The sequence below is a fragment of the Actinomycetota bacterium genome (assembly GCA_035765775.1).
Classification (GTDB): Bacteria; Actinomycetota; CADDZG01; order JAHWKV01; family JAOPZY01; genus DASTWV01.
In genome coordinates this window covers 22,198-36,556 of sequence record DASTWV010000040.1, presented here as the reverse complement: position 1 = coordinate 36,556, position 14,359 = coordinate 22,198, and the positions used below count along the sequence as shown (strand labels likewise).

The window sequence follows — 14,359 nt, the reverse complement described above, 5'->3', positions numbered from 1 at the left end:
CAGGTGCCCGCTCGGCGGCGGTTCAAGCCGAGAACGGGTGGGGCCGAAGGAGCTCATCGGAAGAGGGGGACTTTCGTCCCACGCAGCGGGACGGATGTCCCCCAGTTGCTCCGCCTCCCGCTCCGCTCCCGTGCGGGCGTATCGGTCGCCCTCACGGTCACGGGTACACTTCAGGCCTCCATGCGGCGCATCGATCTCCGGGCCGACCCCTCGGCCCCCATCCCCCGCCCGCCTGCCGGTGCCGAGCCGGTGGAGGCCGTGCGCGCCATCATGGACGCCGTCCGGGAGCGGGGCGACGCCGCCGTGCTCGAGTTCACCGAACGCTTCGACGGTGCCCGCCTGGAGTCCCTCCGGGTGCCGGAGGCGGAGATCAAGGCAGCCGCCGCCGATGCCCCGGCGGACCTCATGGCCGCCATGCAGGAGGCCGCCGACCGCATCCGGGCCTTCGCCGAACACCAGGCGCTCACGCCCTGGCAGGCCACCATCGGTGGGGCGCTGCTGGGGGAGACCATCCAGCCGCTGGCCCGGGCGGGCATCTACGTGCCCGGGGGCCGGGCGGCGTACCCCTCGTCGGTGCTGATGTCCGCCGTGCCCGCCGCCGTCGCCGGGGTGCCCGAGGTGGCGCTCTGCACGCCGCCCGCCGCCGACGGTTCGGTGCCCGCCCCCACCCTGGCGGCTGCCCACCTGGCCGGCGTCACCGAGGTCTACAAGGTGGGCGGGGCGCAGGCGGTGGCCGCCATGGCCTACGGCACCGAGTCGATCCCGGCGGTCGAGGTGATCGTGGGGCCGGGCAACCTGTACGTCGCCCTCGCCAAGCGGGAGGTCTCGGGCACCATCGCCATCGACTCGGTGGCCGGGCCGAGCGAGATCGCCATCGTGGCCGGCCCCGGGCAGGACTCGGACATCATCGCCGCCGACCTGGTGGCCCAGGCCGAGCACGGCCCGCTGGGCGCTTTCCCGCTGATCACGTGGGACCCCGACCTCCCCGCCCGGGTGGAGGCGGCCCTCGACGCAGTGGTCACGCGCATCGGGGCCAGCCGCGAGCTGCTGGGCATCCTGGACGACGGGTGCTGCGCGGTGCTGGTGGCCGACCAGGCCCAAGGCATCGAGGCCGCCGAGCGCTTCGCCCCCGAGCACATCGAGCTGCTCTTCGAGGGCGCCGAGGAGGCCGCCCTGACCCTGCGCAACGCCGGGGCGATCTTCGTCGGGCCGTGGGCGCCGGTGTCGCTGGGCGACTACCTGGCGGGGAGCAACCATGTCCTACCCACCGCGGCGTCGGCCCGTTTCGCCTCCGGCCTGCGCACCGCCCACTTCCAGCGGGCCAGCGCCCTCATCGTCGGCAACGAGGCGGCGTTGAGCGCTGCCCGCGGCCACCTGAATGTCTTCGCCACCGCCGAGCGGCTGCCCAACCACGCCCGCGCCGTCGAGGCCCGCTTCTCCGGCGCCGGGGCCGACGGGGTCCAAGGGGCCACCGAGGCCCAAGGGGAGCTGCAGTGAGCGACCGGGAGCTGGCCGAGCGCCTGGCCTCGCGCCCCGACCTCGCCGACCTGGTGCCCTACGGGGCACCGCAGCTGGACGTCGCCGTGCGCCTGAACACCAACGAGAGCCCCTACCCGGCCCCAGCGGCGGTGATGGAGGACCTCGCCCGCCGGGTGGGCGCCCTGGGGCTCAACCGGTACCCGGACCGGGATTTCCGGGACCTGCGCGAGGCCCTCGCCGCCCATGTCGGCACGCTGACCGAGCAGGTCTGGGTGGCCAACGGCTCCAACGAGATCATCCAGCAGCTGGTGCTGGCCTTCGGCGGGGCGGAGCGCAAGGCGATGACCTTCGAGCCCACCTACGACATGCACGGGCGCATCACCCGGGTGACCGGCACCCGGCTGATCCGGGCCCGGCGCAACGCCGACTTCACGATGGACCTTGAGACCTCCCTGGAGGCGATCCGGGTCAACCGCCCCGACATCGTGTTCCTGTGCTCGCCCAACAACCCGTCGGGGACCCTGATCCCCGAGGAGGACATCGAGGCGATCGCCGCGGCGGCCTCCGGGCTGGTGGTGCTGGACGAGGCCTATGCCGAGTTCGCCGGCGAGTCGGCCTGGCGGCTGGTGGAGGACCACGAGCACCTGGTGGTGGCCCGCACCTTCTCGAAGGCGTTCCGCATGGCGGGCGCCCGGATCGGCTACCTGATCGCCCAGGCGCCCGTGATCCAGGAGGTGCTGAAGGTGCGGCTGCCCTACCACCTGTCCAGCCTGACCCAGGCCGCCGCCCTGACCGCCCTCGAGCACGCCGAGGAGCTGGAGTCGACGGTGGTCACCATGCGCCACGAGCGGGGGCGCCTGTGGGACGAGCTGTCCACCACCCGGGGCATCACCGCCTTCCCCAGCCGGGCCAACTTCATCCTGTTCCGCTGCGACGCGGTGGAGGCCGCCACGGTGTGGCAGCGCCTGCTGGACCGGGGCGTGCTGGTCCGGGACTTCTCCTCCACCCAGGGGTGCGAGGGCTGCCTGCGGGTGTCGGTGGGCACCGCCGAGCAGGACGAGCGCTTCCTGCAGGCGCTGTCCGAGGCCCTCCGGTGAGCGACACCGGACCGCCCGAGCCCCGCACCGCATCGGTCGACCGGGTCACCCGGGAGACGAAGATCTCCGTGCAGCTGAACCTCGACGGCAGCGGGGAGACCACCGTCGAGACCGGGGTGGGCTTCTTCGACCACATGCTGGACCAGCTCGGCCGCCACGCCCGCCTGGACCTCACCGTCCACGCCGAGGGCGACCTGCACGTCGACTCCCACCACACGGTGGAGGATGTGGGCATCGCGCTCGGCACGGCCCTGGCCCAGGCGCTGGGCGACAAGCGGGGCATCCGGCGCTATGGCTGGGCGGCGGTGCCGATGGAGGAGGCGCTGATCCTGGTGGCGATCGACCTCTCCGGGCGCCCGCTGCTGGCCTATGACGCCCCGGTGCCCACCGAGCAGATCGGCAACTACGACCCCGACCTCACCGAGGAGTTCTTCATGGCCCTCACCCGCACCGGCGGTATCACGCTGCACGTGCGGCTGCTGGCCGGGCGCAACCCGCACCACATTGTCGAGGGGGTCTTCAAGGCGGTGGCCAAGGCGCTGGCGATCGCGGTGGAGATCGACCCCCGGGCGGCCGGTGCCGTCCCCTCGACCAAGGGGGTGTTGTGAGAGCGGAGCCTTGGCGGAGCGCCAGATGAGAGCCGGGATCGTCGACTACCGCATGGGCAATCTGGCCAGCGTCGCCAAGGCCCTGGAAAAGGTGGGCGCGCAGAGCTTCGTGTCGCCCGACCCCGACACCCTGGGCGGGGCCGACCTCGTGGTCCTGCCCGGTGTGGGCAACTTCGCCGCCGGGATGGCGAACCTGCGCCACGGCGGCCTCGACGCCTTCGTGAAGGACTGGGCGGGGGCGGGCCGGCCGCTGCTCGGCATCTGTATGGGGATGCAGATGTTCCTCGACCACTCTGAGGAGGGCGACACCGCCGGCCTCGGCATCGTGGCTGGGTCGGTGGTGCGCCTACGGGGCGACGTGAAGGTCCCGCACATGGGCTGGAACACCGTGTCGTCCACGACCGGTTTCCTGCAACCCTTTGAGGGCAAGCATTTCTACTTCGTCCACTCCTACGCCTGTGTCCCTGCGGGCGAGCCCGCCGCGGTCACCACCTACGCCCAGCCCTTCGCCTCGGCGGTGATCGCCGGCAACGTGGTGGGCGTGCAGTTCCACCCCGAGAAGTCCAGCCACGACGGGCTCGCGCTGCTCCGGGCGGCCCTCGGGGCGATCTGCCCGGCCTAGCTGGGCCGGGGACCGAGAGTGTTCACGATCTTCGTTGCCATCGACCTGTCCGGGGGCCGGGTGGTGCGCCTGCTCCGGGGCGATCCCGCTGCCGCCACGGTGTACGGCGAGGATCCGGTGGCCACCGCCCGTTCCTGGCAGGACGGGGGCGCCACCTTCCTGCACGTCGTCGACCTGGACGGGGCGATCCGCGGCCAGCCAGCCAACGCGGCGGTGATCGAGCAGATTCTCCGGTCGGTGGACATCCCGGTGGAGGTGGCGGGCGGGATCCGCTCGGTGGAGGCCATCGGCCGGTGGCTGGATGCCGGGGCCGCCCGGGTGTGCGTCGGTACCCGGGCCATCGACGAGGAGTTCCTGGACGCTGCCCTCGGCCGCTACGGCGACGGGGTGGTGGCGGCGATGGATGCTCGTGGCGGCACCGTGCAGGTGGCCGGGTGGCAGTCGTCCTCGGCGCTGTCCACCGGGGAGGTGCTCGGCCGGCTCGCCCGGGCGGGGGCGCCCCGGGTGCTGTTCACCGACATCGGCCGGGATGGCACGCTGGAGGGGCCCAACCTGGACGCCACCCGGGAGGTCCTCGACGCCGGGATGGGGGTCATCGCCTCGGGCGGGGTCTCCGGGGTGGGCGACATCGAGGCCCTGGTGGGCCTCGGCCACCCCCGGCTGGAGGGCGTCGTGGTGGGCAAGGCCCTGTACTCCGGGGCGGTCACGCTGGCCGACGCCCTGGCGGCCGCCGCCAAGGGCGCCTGAGCCGGTGCTGGCCAAGCGGGTCATCCCGTGCCTGGACGTGCACGCCGGGCGGGTGGTGAAGGGCGTGCAGTTCGTCGACCTGGTGGACGCCGGCGACCCCGTCGAGCTGGCCGCCTTCTATGACCGGGAGGGCGCCGACGAGGTGGTGTTCCTGGACATCACGGCGTCGCACGAGGGCCGGGAGACCATGCTGGAGGTGGCCCACGCCACCGCCGAGAGCGTCTTCATCCCGCTCACCGTGGGCGGCGGTGCCCGGGGAATCGACGATGTCCGCCGCCTGCTGCGGGCCGGGGCGGACAAGGTGTCGATCAACACCGCCGCCGTCGAGCGCCCCGAGCTGATCTCGGAGGGGGCCGAGGAGTTCGGCGCCCAGTGCATCGTCGTGGCCATCGACGCCCGCCGGCGGGCGGGCGGGAGCGGCTGGGAGGTCTTCACCCACGGGGGCCGGCGGGGGACCGGCCGGGACGCCGTCGAGTGGGCCGCCCGGGCGCAGGCGCTGGGGGCGGGCGAGATCCTCCTGACGTCCATGGACCGGGACGGGACCAAGGACGGCTACGACCTCGAGCTGCTGGCGGCGGTCAACGCCGGGATCACCATCCCGCTGGTCGCCTCGGGCGGGGCGGGGACCCTGCAGCACTTCTCGGACGCCGTCCTGTCCGGAGGCGCCGACGCCGTCCTGGCCGCCTCGCTGTTCCACTTCGGCCAGCTCCGGGTGGCCGAGGTGAAGGACCACATGGCCGCCGACGGGATCGCTGTGCGCCGCTGAAGATGCCGCCAATGGCGCGGCTGAGGCGCGGCTGAGGTCTAATGGCGGTATGGCGGCAGCGCTGATCACCGGAGCCTCCAGCGGCATCGGCAAGGAGTTCGCCGAGCTGTGCGCCCGGGATCACCGGGACCTGGTCCTGGTCGCTCGCAGCGGCGACCGGCTGACCGAGCTGGGCGAGCGGCTCGCCCACGATCACGGCGTCGGCGTCACCGTCATCCCGCTCGACCTCGCCGAGCACGGGGCCCCCGAGACCGTGCTGAAGGTGGTCGAGGCGAAGGGCCTCGAGGTGGATCTGCTCATCAACAACGCCGGCTTCGGGCTCAAAGGGGCCGTCGCCGAGCTGGGCGCCGCCGAGCAGGCCGGGATGCTGGAGCTCAACGTTGTCGCCCTGACCGTGCTCACCCGGCTGTTCCTCGACGGCATGCGGGCCCGGGGCCGGGGCGCCATCCTCAATGTCGCCTCCACCGCCGGCTTCCAGCCCGGTCCGCTGATGGCGGTGTACTACGCCTCCAAGGCCTACGTGCTGTCGTTCACCGAGGCCCTGGCCAACGAGCTGGCGGGCTCCGGGGTCACCGCCACCGCCCTGTGCCCGGGGCCGACGGTGACCGGTTTCTCCGCCCGGGCGGGGACGGCGGGCACCAAGCTGTTCCGGGGGCCCAAGATGGGCGCCCGGGCCGTGGCCGAGGCGGGCTACGCCGCCATGCAGGCGGGCCGCCCCGTGGTGATTCCCGGCCTGCGCAACAAGGTGCTCGCCTTCGGCGTGCGGCTGGGCCCGCGCAAGTGGGTGACCCAGATCGCCCGGGGCATGCAGGAGACCCGGCGCTAGAGCCTGGTGATGCAGCACAGGAGCACCGTGCGCCAGCGCACATTCGGTGAGGGATTCCTCAGAACTATTTAGTTACCTCCCCGCCCCTCCGATGATTGGATTGTGGTCATCCGACCACGGTGAGTGATCAAACGAAGGGGAAGCAGCAGGGGGCGGCCTGGGGGCGGGCATGCCGTGGCTGTGGCCCGATGCAGGGTCAGGGGGTGGGTCCGGTGCGCAGGTTCGAAGGGTTGCTGTCGGGGCGGGCGGTGGGTGCCGGGGGGATCCCACGTTGGGTGGGTACCGCCGCCGCTGCCGGCTTCTTCCTCGCCCTGGGCGCCGGACCGCTTCTCCTCGCCGCCGCCCCGGCGCAGGCCGCCGGGGGCCCGATGGAGCAGGCCTTCCTGCAGATCTCCAAGACCACCGGCGCGGTGACCGCCGCCGTGGCCCTGCCCGGGGGCAACGTCGAGGGCGAGGACTACGACGGCGTGGTATGCCAGGGCGCCGGGGCGGGGAAGTGCTTCCTGGCCGCCGACCACCACGGCTTCCTGCTCATGGGCTTCAGCTCGTTCGCGTGCAACCCGACCACCAGCCAGACGCCGATCGGCGCAGTCGGCGACTTCACCATCGACGCCATGGCGCTCGACACCGCCACCGACACCCTGTTCGTCTCGGTCGGCGACCAGCTCGAGGTGGTCGACCGCACCAGCGGCACGCTGACGCCCACCAAGGACTGGTTCGGCCACATCGACGGCGCCGCCGGACCGGTGGAAGCCGATGCCCTCGCCGCCCTCGGGTTCGACCTGGCCGGCAACACGCTCTACGGCGTGGTGGCGGCCGGCGACAACACCAGTCTCCTGGTGCAGATCGACCCGGCGACCGGCGCCGTGGTGCACAACGCCTTCGGGACCGGTATGGACTACGTCACGGTCGCCCGGGACGGGGGCCGGGGCGAGGTCCGGGGCATCGCGGTGGTGGACAGCGTCATGTACGCCACCATCAGCCGGGGGGACACCGACCCGCATCTGGCGACGGTCAACATGGTGACCGGGGCGACCTCGGACATCGGCAGCCAGGGGGTGCCCTCGGTGGGCTACCTGACCGCCGACGCCATGGGCAACCTGTATGGCGTGTCGGGCACCCAGGGCGACCAGATCAGCTCGCTGCCCTGCCCGACCCCGCCGCCGCCCGTGCTCACCACGCAGGCGGAACCGGTGGTGGCTCCGCCGGCCGAACCCGTGGTGGTTGCCCCCGAACAGGTCCTCGGCGTGCAGCACGCCAAGACCTCGCCGCCCGCCCTGCCCTTCACCGGGCTCGACCTCGTGCCGCTGGTGTTCTCGGCCCTGGCCTGCCTGGTCTTCGGGGGTGCCGCCCTGCTGGTCGGCCGGGGCTCCCGGAGCCGTGCAACGCCCCCCGAGGAGGCCGAGTAGCCGTGCCCGCCGACGGGATGGCGCTCCGGCGCTCGGACCAGGGACGCCTCTGGCGTACCCGCCTCAGGCGCCGCGGGCAGGGACCGCGCCCCGGGGCCCCGCACCCACGGGTCCTGCGATGTGCAGCGCCAGGTCGACCGCCGGAGCCGAATGGGTCAGTGCCCCGACGGAGATCGCGTCCGGGTGGAGTGCCGCTATGGCTCCCACGGTGGCGAGGCTGACGCCGCCCGAGATCTCGAGCGAGGCCACGCCCCGGGTCCGGGCCACGGCCGCGGCAATCTCCGCCGGGCCGGCGTTGTCCAGCAGCACCCACTCGGCCTTGGCCGCCAGCGCCTCCTCCAGCTCCTCGGCGGTGCGCACCTCCACCTCGACCGGCATCGGGGGGTTGGCCCGGGCCCGCCGGACCGCCTCGCCGATCCCGCCGGCCAGCTTGATGTGGCTGGTCTTGATGAGGATGGCGTCGTAGAGCCCGGCCCGGTGCTTGGTGCCCCCGCCGGCGGCAACCGCGTCCCGCTCCAGCCGGCGCAGCCCGGGGACGGTCTTGCGGGTGCACAGGATCTTCACGCCGTGGGGCTGGGCGGCTGCCACGAACGCCGCGGTCAGGGTGGCGACTCCCGACAGGTGCTGCAGGAAGTTCAGGGCCACCCGCTCCCCGGCGAGGATCGCCCGCGCCCGCCCGGCCAGCTCGGCCACGGTCGCATCTGGCTCTAACAATGCCCCGTCGGCCAGTTTCCAGTCCACCGCCAGGGCGGGGTCCACCGCCTTGAAAACCGCCGCCGCCATGGCCGTGCCCGCCAGGATGCCGGATGACTTGGCGAGGATCCGCGCCCGGCCGGGCAGCTCGGCCCGCACGATGCGCTTGGAGGTGACGTCGCCCGCCTGGCCGAGGTCCTCGGCGAGCGCCCGGCGGGCGAGCTCCTCCAGCTCCTGCTGGTCGGCGGATGGGGGGACGTGGGCTGCGGGCATCGGTCCGGTCTCCGTTTGTGGAAAGCTGTACTTATAGCTCATGGCCAGCACCGCAACCGCCGAGATCTCGGCACGGGACTACCGGGACTGGGCGCGCGAGGTCCGTGCCCGGGCGGCGGCGCGGGATGCGGTCATCCTGGCGCACACCTACCAGGCTCCCTGGATCCAGGAAGTGGCCGACTATGTGGGCGACTCGCTGGAGCTCTCCCGCCAGGCGGCGGCCACCGGTGCCCGGGTCATCGTCTTCTGCGGCGTGCACTTCATGGCGGAGACCGCCAAGGTCCTCTCGCCCGACCGCACCGTCCTCATCCCCGACCCCGGGGCGGGCTGCTCGCTGGCGGAGACCATCACCGCCGACCAGCTCCGGGCCTGGAAGGCCGAGCACCCGGGCGCCGTCGTGGTGGCCTACGTGAACACCTCGGCCGAGGTGAAGGCGGAGTCGGACTACTGCTGCACCTCGGCGAACGCCGTCCAGGTGGTGCAGGCGATCGACCCCGCCCGGGAGGTCCTCTTCCTGCCCGACATGTTCCTGGGCGCCCACGTCGAGCGGGAGACCGGGCGCAAGCTCGAGATCTGGATGGGGGAGTGCCACGTGCACGCCGGCATCGAGCCCGCCGACCTCGATGCCCGCCTGGCCGAGTACCCCGACGCCGAGTTGCACATCCACCCGGAGTGCGGCTGCGCCTCGCACGCCCTGTACCTCAACTCCACCGGCGCCCTGCCCCGGGAGCGGACCCACGTGCTGAGCACCGCCGGCATGCTGCGCCGGGCCGCCGCCACCGACGCCCGGCGGGTGATCGTCGCCACCGAGACCGGGCTGATCCACCGGCTCGAGCGGGTGGCGCCTGGCCGGCAGTACATTGCCGCCAATGAAGCGGCCTTCTGCCGCTACATGAAGATGATCACCCCGGAAAACCTGCTCGAGTGCCTGCGCCTGGGCGTCCACGAGGTGACGGTGGAACCCGCCGTCGCCGACCGGGCCCGCCGGGCGATCGAGCGCATGATCGCGATCGGATGACTGTCGTGGAAACGAAAAACACTGACCTCAGCATGATCAAGTTCGACGACAAGGGCCTGGTGCCCGCCATCGTCCAGGACGCCACCACCGGCGAGGTCCTGATGATGGCGTGGATGAACGAGGAGTCGCTGCGCCGCACCCTCGAGCAGGGCACCACGTGGTTCTGGAGCCGCAGCCGCCAGGAATTCTGGAACAAGGGGGCCACGTCGGGCAACTTCCAGCACGTCGTCGAGGCGTTGTACGACTGCGACGGCGACGCCCTGGTGATGAAGGTCAACGCCGACGGCCCCGCCTGTCATACCGGCGAGCGCACCTGCTTCTACCGCGCCTTCACGTAAAGGCCGTGCCCGAGTACCGGCCCGCCCGCGACGAGTTCGATCGGCTCGCCGGTGAGTTCCCCGTCGTCCCGGTGTGGCGGGAGGTGATCGCCGACCTGGAGACGCCGGTCTCGGCGTTCATGAAGCTGGGCGAGCAGCCGCACGCCTTCCTGCTGGAGTCGGTGGAGGGTGGCGAGCGCTGGGGCCGCTATAGCTTCATCGGGGTGGACCCGTTCCTGGTGATGACCTCCCGGGATGGTTCGGTGGACTGGGAGGGGATGCCCCCGGTGTCTGTCGAAGGGACCCCCCTGGAGGTGCTCCGGGCCGTGCTGGAGTCCTACTCCTCCCCGGCGCTGTCTGGGCTGCCGCCCCTGCACGCCGGGGCGGTGGGGTACCTGGGCTACGACGTGGTGCGCTACCTGGAGGAGCTGCCCCAGACCACCGTGGACGAGGTGGGCACCCCGGAGCTGATGCTCATGTTCCCCCGCAGCCTGCTGGCCTTCGACCACCTCCGCCAGCGGGTGGCAGTGGTCTCCAACGTCGTCGCCGGCGACGGCCCCGGCGCCTACGACCGGGCGGTGGAGCGCATCGAGGCCCTGGTGGCTGCGCTGGGCACGCCGCTGGCCTACGCCCCCCGGGCGCTGACGCCGGTGGAGGTGGCGCTGCCCGGGTCGAGCATGGCCCGGGAGCAGTTCGAGGCCGCGGTCGAGGCGGCCAAGGAGTACATCATGGCGGGCGACATCTTCCAGGTGGTGATCGCCCAGCGCTTCTCGGCGCCGCTGGACGCCGACCCGTTCGAGATCTACCGGGTCCTGCGCCTCGTCAACCCCAGCCCCTACATGTTCTACCTGCGCCACCCCGAGATCACGGTGATCGGGTCCTCACCCGAGCCGCTGATCAAGGTGGCGGGCGGCCACATCACCCAGCGGCCGATCGCCGGCTCCCGGCCCCGGGGTGCCACCGAGGAGGAGGACGCCGCCCTGGCCGCCGAGCTGGTGGCCGACGAGAAGGAGCGGGCCGAGCACATCATGCTGGTCGACCTCGCCCGCAACGATGTCGGCCGGGTCAGCCGGTGGGGGAGCGTGCGGGTGGAGGAACTGATGGTGGTCGAGCGCTACAGCCACATCATGCACCTGGTCTCCCAGGTGGGCGGCGAGCTACGGGACGGCTGCAGCGCCCTGGACGCCCTCTACGCCTCGTTCCCCGCCGGGACGGTGTCCGGGGCGCCCAAGATCCGGGCGATGGAGATCATCGACGAGCTGGAGCCCACCCGCCGGGGGCCCTACGCCGGCGTGGTGGGCTACTTCGACTTCTCCGGCAACCTCGACACCTGCATTGCCCTGCGCACCGCCTACATCGCCGGGGGGCAGTTCCACATCCAGGCGGGTGGGGGCATCGTGGCCGACTCGGACCCGGGCAAGGAGTGGTGGGAGTCGGTGAACAAGGCGAAGGCCCTCCTGACCGCGGCCCAGATCGCCGGACGGCTGCGGCAGGCCGATCCGGCGTAGGTGGCGGCCGACCACAGGTCCGGGCCGGGGTGGCGGCCCCCCGCCTTCAGGAGTACCGGTGGCACGGGACGGGCTGGTCGGCGAACCGGTGGGCGTGGCCGACCTGGGGTGTGACTCCCAGGTGGGCGGGACCATGAAGTGCCTGCTCGCCCTGCCCGGGCTGGCTTTCCTCTGATGCGGTACTGCCCGCGTTGCCCGCTGAGCGCGCAACGGGCGAGCACGCTTTGCAACAAAGCCTTCACACCTTCTCAACACCGGGGCGGGAGTCAAGGCTCTGATTCACCGTAGGATCGTGGGGATATGAAGCCTGCTCAGGCCCTCCGGGCCGTGCCCGCGCGCAGCATCCTGGTGGTGGACGACGAGGAGGCGCTGGTGGACGCCGTGCGCGCCCGGTTGGTGAGCGAGGGGTACGTGGTGCGGGTGGCCGGCGACGGGCTGACCGCTCTGGCGGAGATCGACGCCGAGGCCCCCGACCTGGTGATCCTCGACCTGATGCTGCCGGGCATGGACGGCCTCGAGGTGTGCCGGGAGATCCAGAAGCGGGACTGGGTGCCGGTGCTGATGCTCACCGCCCGCACCCAGGAGACCGACATGATCGCCGGGTTCGCCGTCGGGGCGGACGACTACCTGACCAAGCCGTTCTCCCTGCGCGAGCTCGCCGCCCGGGTGCGCGCCATCCTGCGCCGGATGGAGCGGGTGGAGGCCCGCGGGGCAGTCGCCGCGGTGGACATCCTGCAGCGCTTCGATCTGACCATCGACGCCTCCCGCCGCCGGGTCGTGCGCGACGGCAGCGAGATCCCCCTCACGCCCCTGGAGTTCGAGATCCTGCTGGCGCTGGCCCAGGTACCCGGCGTCGTCTTCGCCCGGGAGCAGCTGATGGAGCGGGTCTGGGGCTACCGGGACCACGCCGGGGGCCGGGTGGTGGACAGCCATGTCGCCCGCATCCGGCGCAAGCTGGGGGAGGACTCCGCCGAGCCCCGTTACATCCGCACCGTGCACTGGGTGGGCTACGCCTTCTGTGAGCCCGCGCCGTGAGGCGCCTCGGAGAGTTCCGGCCCCTCGACCGCCTCCCCACCATCCGGGCCAAGCTCGGCTCCATCACCGTCTTCGCGGTCGCGGTCACCGTGGTCACCCTCTACCTGCTGGTGGGCTTCGCCCTGCGGGACTCGGAGCGCGAGCTGGTGTTCCGCCAGTCCCTGACCGACGCCCGCGGCCTGGCCGCCCAGGCGTTCAGCCCCGCCGGGGCGCCCTCGGCATCGCTGAGCGCCGCCGCTGCCCGGGCTGGCCGCTTCGCGCTGGTGGTGGACGATGCCGGCCACGTGCTGCAGTCGTCGATGCCCCTGCCTGCGTCGGTCACCAAGGCGCTGGACGGCGTGGTGGACAGCGGGACCGTGGGCGGGGTCGCCTACGTCGGCGTGCCCGTCGTGCGCGCCGGTGCGGTCACCGGGGCGGTCTACGTCGGCACCCCGGTCAGCGCCGCCACCGGGGCGGTGTCGGCCACCGCCGAGTTGCTCCGCGGGTTCTGGTGGCAGCTGCTGGCGGCCGGGATCGCCGCCGCCGCCCTCGCCCTGCTGAGCGCCCGCTTCCTCGCCCGGGGCATGACCACGCCGCTGCGCGAGATGGCCGCCGCCGCCCGCCGGATGGCCCGGGGCGACTACCGGGACCGGGTCACCGCCCGCTCCCGGGACGAGGTCGGCCAGCTGGCCGAGGCCTTCAACCGCATGGCGTCGCAGCTGGAGGGCGTCGAGCGCATGCGCCGGGAGCTGGTGGGCAATGTCAGCCACGAGCTGAAGACGCCGATCTCGGCCCTGCAGGCCCACCTGGAGAACCTGCTGGACGGCGTCGAGGAGCCCAACATGGCCGTGCTGGCCCTGATGCTCGGCCAGTGCGAGCGCCTTGCCCGCCTGGTGGACCAGCTTCTCGATCTCTCCCGGCTGGAGTCGGGCGACGTCCCCCTCGAGCTGGAGCCCGTGCGCCTCTCCCCGCTGGTGGACCAGGTGGCTGCCGAGGTGGGCGTGGCCCGGGCCGAGCGGGCGGTGGCGGTGCACAACGAGGTGGAGCCCGGCCTGCCGCCGCTGCGGGCGGACCGGGAGCGTTTGCACCAGGTGCTCTACAACCTATTGGATAACGCTTTCCGGTTCAGCCCGGCCGGCGGGACGGTCACCGTGGGCGCTCACGTCGAGAATGGGGCGTGCTCGGTGTCGGTGGAGGACCTGGGGGCGGGCATCCCCGACGAGCACCTGGCCCGGGTGTTCGAGCGGTTCTACCGGGTGGACGGCTCCCGGGCGCGCAGCGACGGGGGCACGGGCATCGGGCTGGCCATTGCCCGTTCGGTGGTGGAGGCCCACGGCGGCCGCATCTGGGCGGAGCACGGGCAGCAGGGCGGGGCGACGTTCCGGTTCGTAGTTCCAGCGTGGGACTCGGGATCCTCGATGGGTCCCGGGATGGGTTCCGGCTCGCTTGTCGAGCCCCCACTGACGCATGTGCAAGGAGGGCTACTGCAGTGAGATCAGCAACGACGACACTCCAGGTCACGCCAGCAGGCCGCCTCGACGTCGTGGACGTCACCGAGGACCTCGAGCGGGCGGTCAAGGATTCCGGCGTGACGGAGGGCTGCGCCGTGGCCTTCTGTGCCCACACCACCTGCACCCTGGTGCTGGGGGAGTTCGAGGACGGGCTGCTGGAGGACTTCCGCAAGCGCCTGGACGCCCTGGCACCCACCGACAGCTACTACGCCCACGACGACCTCACCCGCCGGTACCAGAACGTGGGGGACTGGGAGGAGCCGGTGAACGGGCACAGTCATATCGCCCACATGCTCATGGGGGGCGCCTCGCACACCATCCCGGTGGGAGCCGGGCGGCCGCTGCTGGGGCGCTGGCAGCGCCTGATGCTGGTGGAGCTGGACGGGGCCCGCACCCGGGACGTGGTGCTGCACGTCTTCGGGTTCTGAGCCGGCTACCGAATGACCTCCAGGAGGCGCTCGACCGGGCGGT

15 protein-coding genes are annotated in these 14,359 nt (G+C 72.5%); 14 read left to right on the top strand and 1 reads right to left on the bottom strand.

Annotated features, from left to right (window positions below; all coding sequences use genetic code 11):
* Positions 1 to 180 precede the first annotated feature (180 nt).
* The 8 genes from hisD (at position 181) to VFW71_08285 (ending at position 7,554) form a co-directional block, all read left to right on the top strand.
* Positions 181 to 1,497 (top strand): histidinol dehydrogenase, encoded by a 1,317-nt coding sequence (gene hisD / locus VFW71_08320; protein ID HEU5002767.1) that lies wholly within the window; start codon positions 181 to 183, stop codon positions 1,495 to 1,497.
* Entirely contained in the window at positions 1,494 to 2,576 is a 1,083-nt protein-coding gene (locus VFW71_08315) for a histidinol-phosphate transaminase (protein HEU5002766.1), read from the top strand. The genes hisD and VFW71_08315 overlap by 4 nt, the downstream gene beginning before the upstream one ends.
* Entirely contained in the window at positions 2,573 to 3,184 is a 612-nt protein-coding gene (gene hisB, locus VFW71_08310; protein ID HEU5002765.1) for an imidazoleglycerol-phosphate dehydratase HisB, read from the top strand. The genes VFW71_08315 and hisB overlap by 4 nt, the downstream gene beginning before the upstream one ends.
* Positions 3,185 to 3,209: 25 nt before the next feature.
* Positions 3,210 to 3,806, top strand: a complete 597-nt coding sequence (gene hisH, locus VFW71_08305; protein HEU5002764.1) for an imidazole glycerol phosphate synthase subunit HisH — start codon at positions 3,210 to 3,212, stop codon at positions 3,804 to 3,806.
* Between the two features lie 18 nt (positions 3,807 to 3,824).
* On the top strand, positions 3,825 to 4,553 hold the full coding sequence (locus VFW71_08300) for a HisA/HisF-related TIM barrel protein (GenBank protein ID HEU5002763.1): 729 nt from the start codon (positions 3,825 to 3,827) through the stop codon (positions 4,551 to 4,553).
* A 4-nt stretch (positions 4,554 to 4,557) separates the two neighbouring features.
* Positions 4,558 to 5,319: an imidazole glycerol phosphate synthase subunit HisF gene (gene hisF, locus VFW71_08295; protein HEU5002762.1), complete on the top strand. Its 762-nt coding sequence runs from the start codon at positions 4,558 to 4,560 to the stop codon at positions 5,317 to 5,319.
* 49 nt (positions 5,320 to 5,368) lie between these two features.
* A complete protein-coding gene (locus tag VFW71_08290; GenBank protein HEU5002761.1) occupies positions 5,369 to 6,145 on the top strand; it encodes an SDR family oxidoreductase in 777 nt (258 codons plus the stop codon).
* A 212-nt stretch (positions 6,146 to 6,357) separates the two neighbouring features.
* Positions 6,358 to 7,554, top strand: coding sequence for a hypothetical protein (locus tag VFW71_08285; GenBank protein HEU5002760.1), 1,197 nt, complete (start codon positions 6,358 to 6,360; stop codon positions 7,552 to 7,554).
* A 63-nt stretch (positions 7,555 to 7,617) separates the two neighbouring features.
* On the opposite strand, the gene nadC is transcribed toward VFW71_08285, so the two are convergent.
* Complete coding sequence (nadC, locus tag VFW71_08280) at positions 7,618 to 8,520, bottom strand: carboxylating nicotinate-nucleotide diphosphorylase (protein HEU5002759.1); 903 nt, start codon at positions 8,518 to 8,520, stop codon at positions 7,618 to 7,620.
* 40 nt (positions 8,521 to 8,560) lie between these two features.
* Between nadC and nadA the strand changes: the two genes are divergently transcribed.
* The 6 genes from nadA (at position 8,561) to VFW71_08250 (ending at position 14,316) form a co-directional block, all read left to right on the top strand.
* Positions 8,561 to 9,538: a quinolinate synthase NadA gene (gene nadA, locus VFW71_08275; protein ID HEU5002758.1), complete on the top strand. Its 978-nt coding sequence runs from the start codon at positions 8,561 to 8,563 to the stop codon at positions 9,536 to 9,538.
* A gap of 32 nt (positions 9,539 to 9,570) precedes the next feature.
* Positions 9,571 to 9,876, top strand: a complete 306-nt coding sequence (hisI, locus tag VFW71_08270; protein HEU5002757.1) for a phosphoribosyl-AMP cyclohydrolase — start codon at positions 9,571 to 9,573, stop codon at positions 9,874 to 9,876.
* 5 nt (positions 9,877 to 9,881) lie between these two features.
* Positions 9,882 to 11,363, top strand: a complete 1,482-nt coding sequence (gene trpE, locus VFW71_08265; protein ID HEU5002756.1) for an anthranilate synthase component I — start codon at positions 9,882 to 9,884, stop codon at positions 11,361 to 11,363.
* A 300-nt stretch (positions 11,364 to 11,663) separates the two neighbouring features.
* Positions 11,664 to 12,398 carry a response regulator transcription factor gene (locus VFW71_08260; protein HEU5002755.1) on the top strand — a complete coding sequence of 245 codons (735 nt, stop codon included), beginning with the start codon at positions 11,664 to 11,666 and terminating at the stop codon, positions 12,396 to 12,398.
* Positions 12,395 to 13,870 carry an ATP-binding protein gene (locus tag VFW71_08255; protein HEU5002754.1) on the top strand — a complete coding sequence of 492 codons (1,476 nt, stop codon included), beginning with the start codon at positions 12,395 to 12,397 and terminating at the stop codon, positions 13,868 to 13,870. Before VFW71_08260 ends, VFW71_08255 begins: the two co-directional genes overlap by 4 nt.
* A complete protein-coding gene (locus tag VFW71_08250) occupies positions 13,867 to 14,316 on the top strand; it encodes a secondary thiamine-phosphate synthase enzyme YjbQ (protein HEU5002753.1) in 450 nt (149 codons plus the stop codon). Before VFW71_08255 ends, VFW71_08250 begins: the two co-directional genes overlap by 4 nt.
* Positions 14,317 to 14,359 lie beyond the last annotated feature (43 nt).

Excerpts from the sequence above, each read along its gene's own strand:
- hisD (HEU5002767.1), top strand. The coding sequence starts at position 181 with ATGCGGCGCATCGATCTCCGGGCCGACCCCTCGGCCCCCATCCCCCGC.
- hisH (HEU5002764.1), top strand. The coding sequence starts at position 3,210 with ATGAGAGCCGGGATCGTCGACTACCGCATGGGCAATCTGGCCAGCGTC.
- VFW71_08290 (HEU5002761.1), top strand. The coding sequence starts at position 5,369 with ATGGCGGCAGCGCTGATCACCGGAGCCTCCAGCGGCATCGGCAAGGAG.
- nadC (HEU5002759.1), bottom strand. The coding sequence starts at position 8,520 with ATGCCCGCAGCCCACGTCCCCCCATCCGCCGACCAGCAGGAGCTGGAG.
- nadA (HEU5002758.1), top strand. The coding sequence starts at position 8,561 with ATGGCCAGCACCGCAACCGCCGAGATCTCGGCACGGGACTACCGGGAC.
- hisI (HEU5002757.1), top strand. The coding sequence starts at position 9,571 with ATGATCAAGTTCGACGACAAGGGCCTGGTGCCCGCCATCGTCCAGGAC.
- VFW71_08260 (HEU5002755.1), top strand. The coding sequence starts at position 11,664 with ATGAAGCCTGCTCAGGCCCTCCGGGCCGTGCCCGCGCGCAGCATCCTG.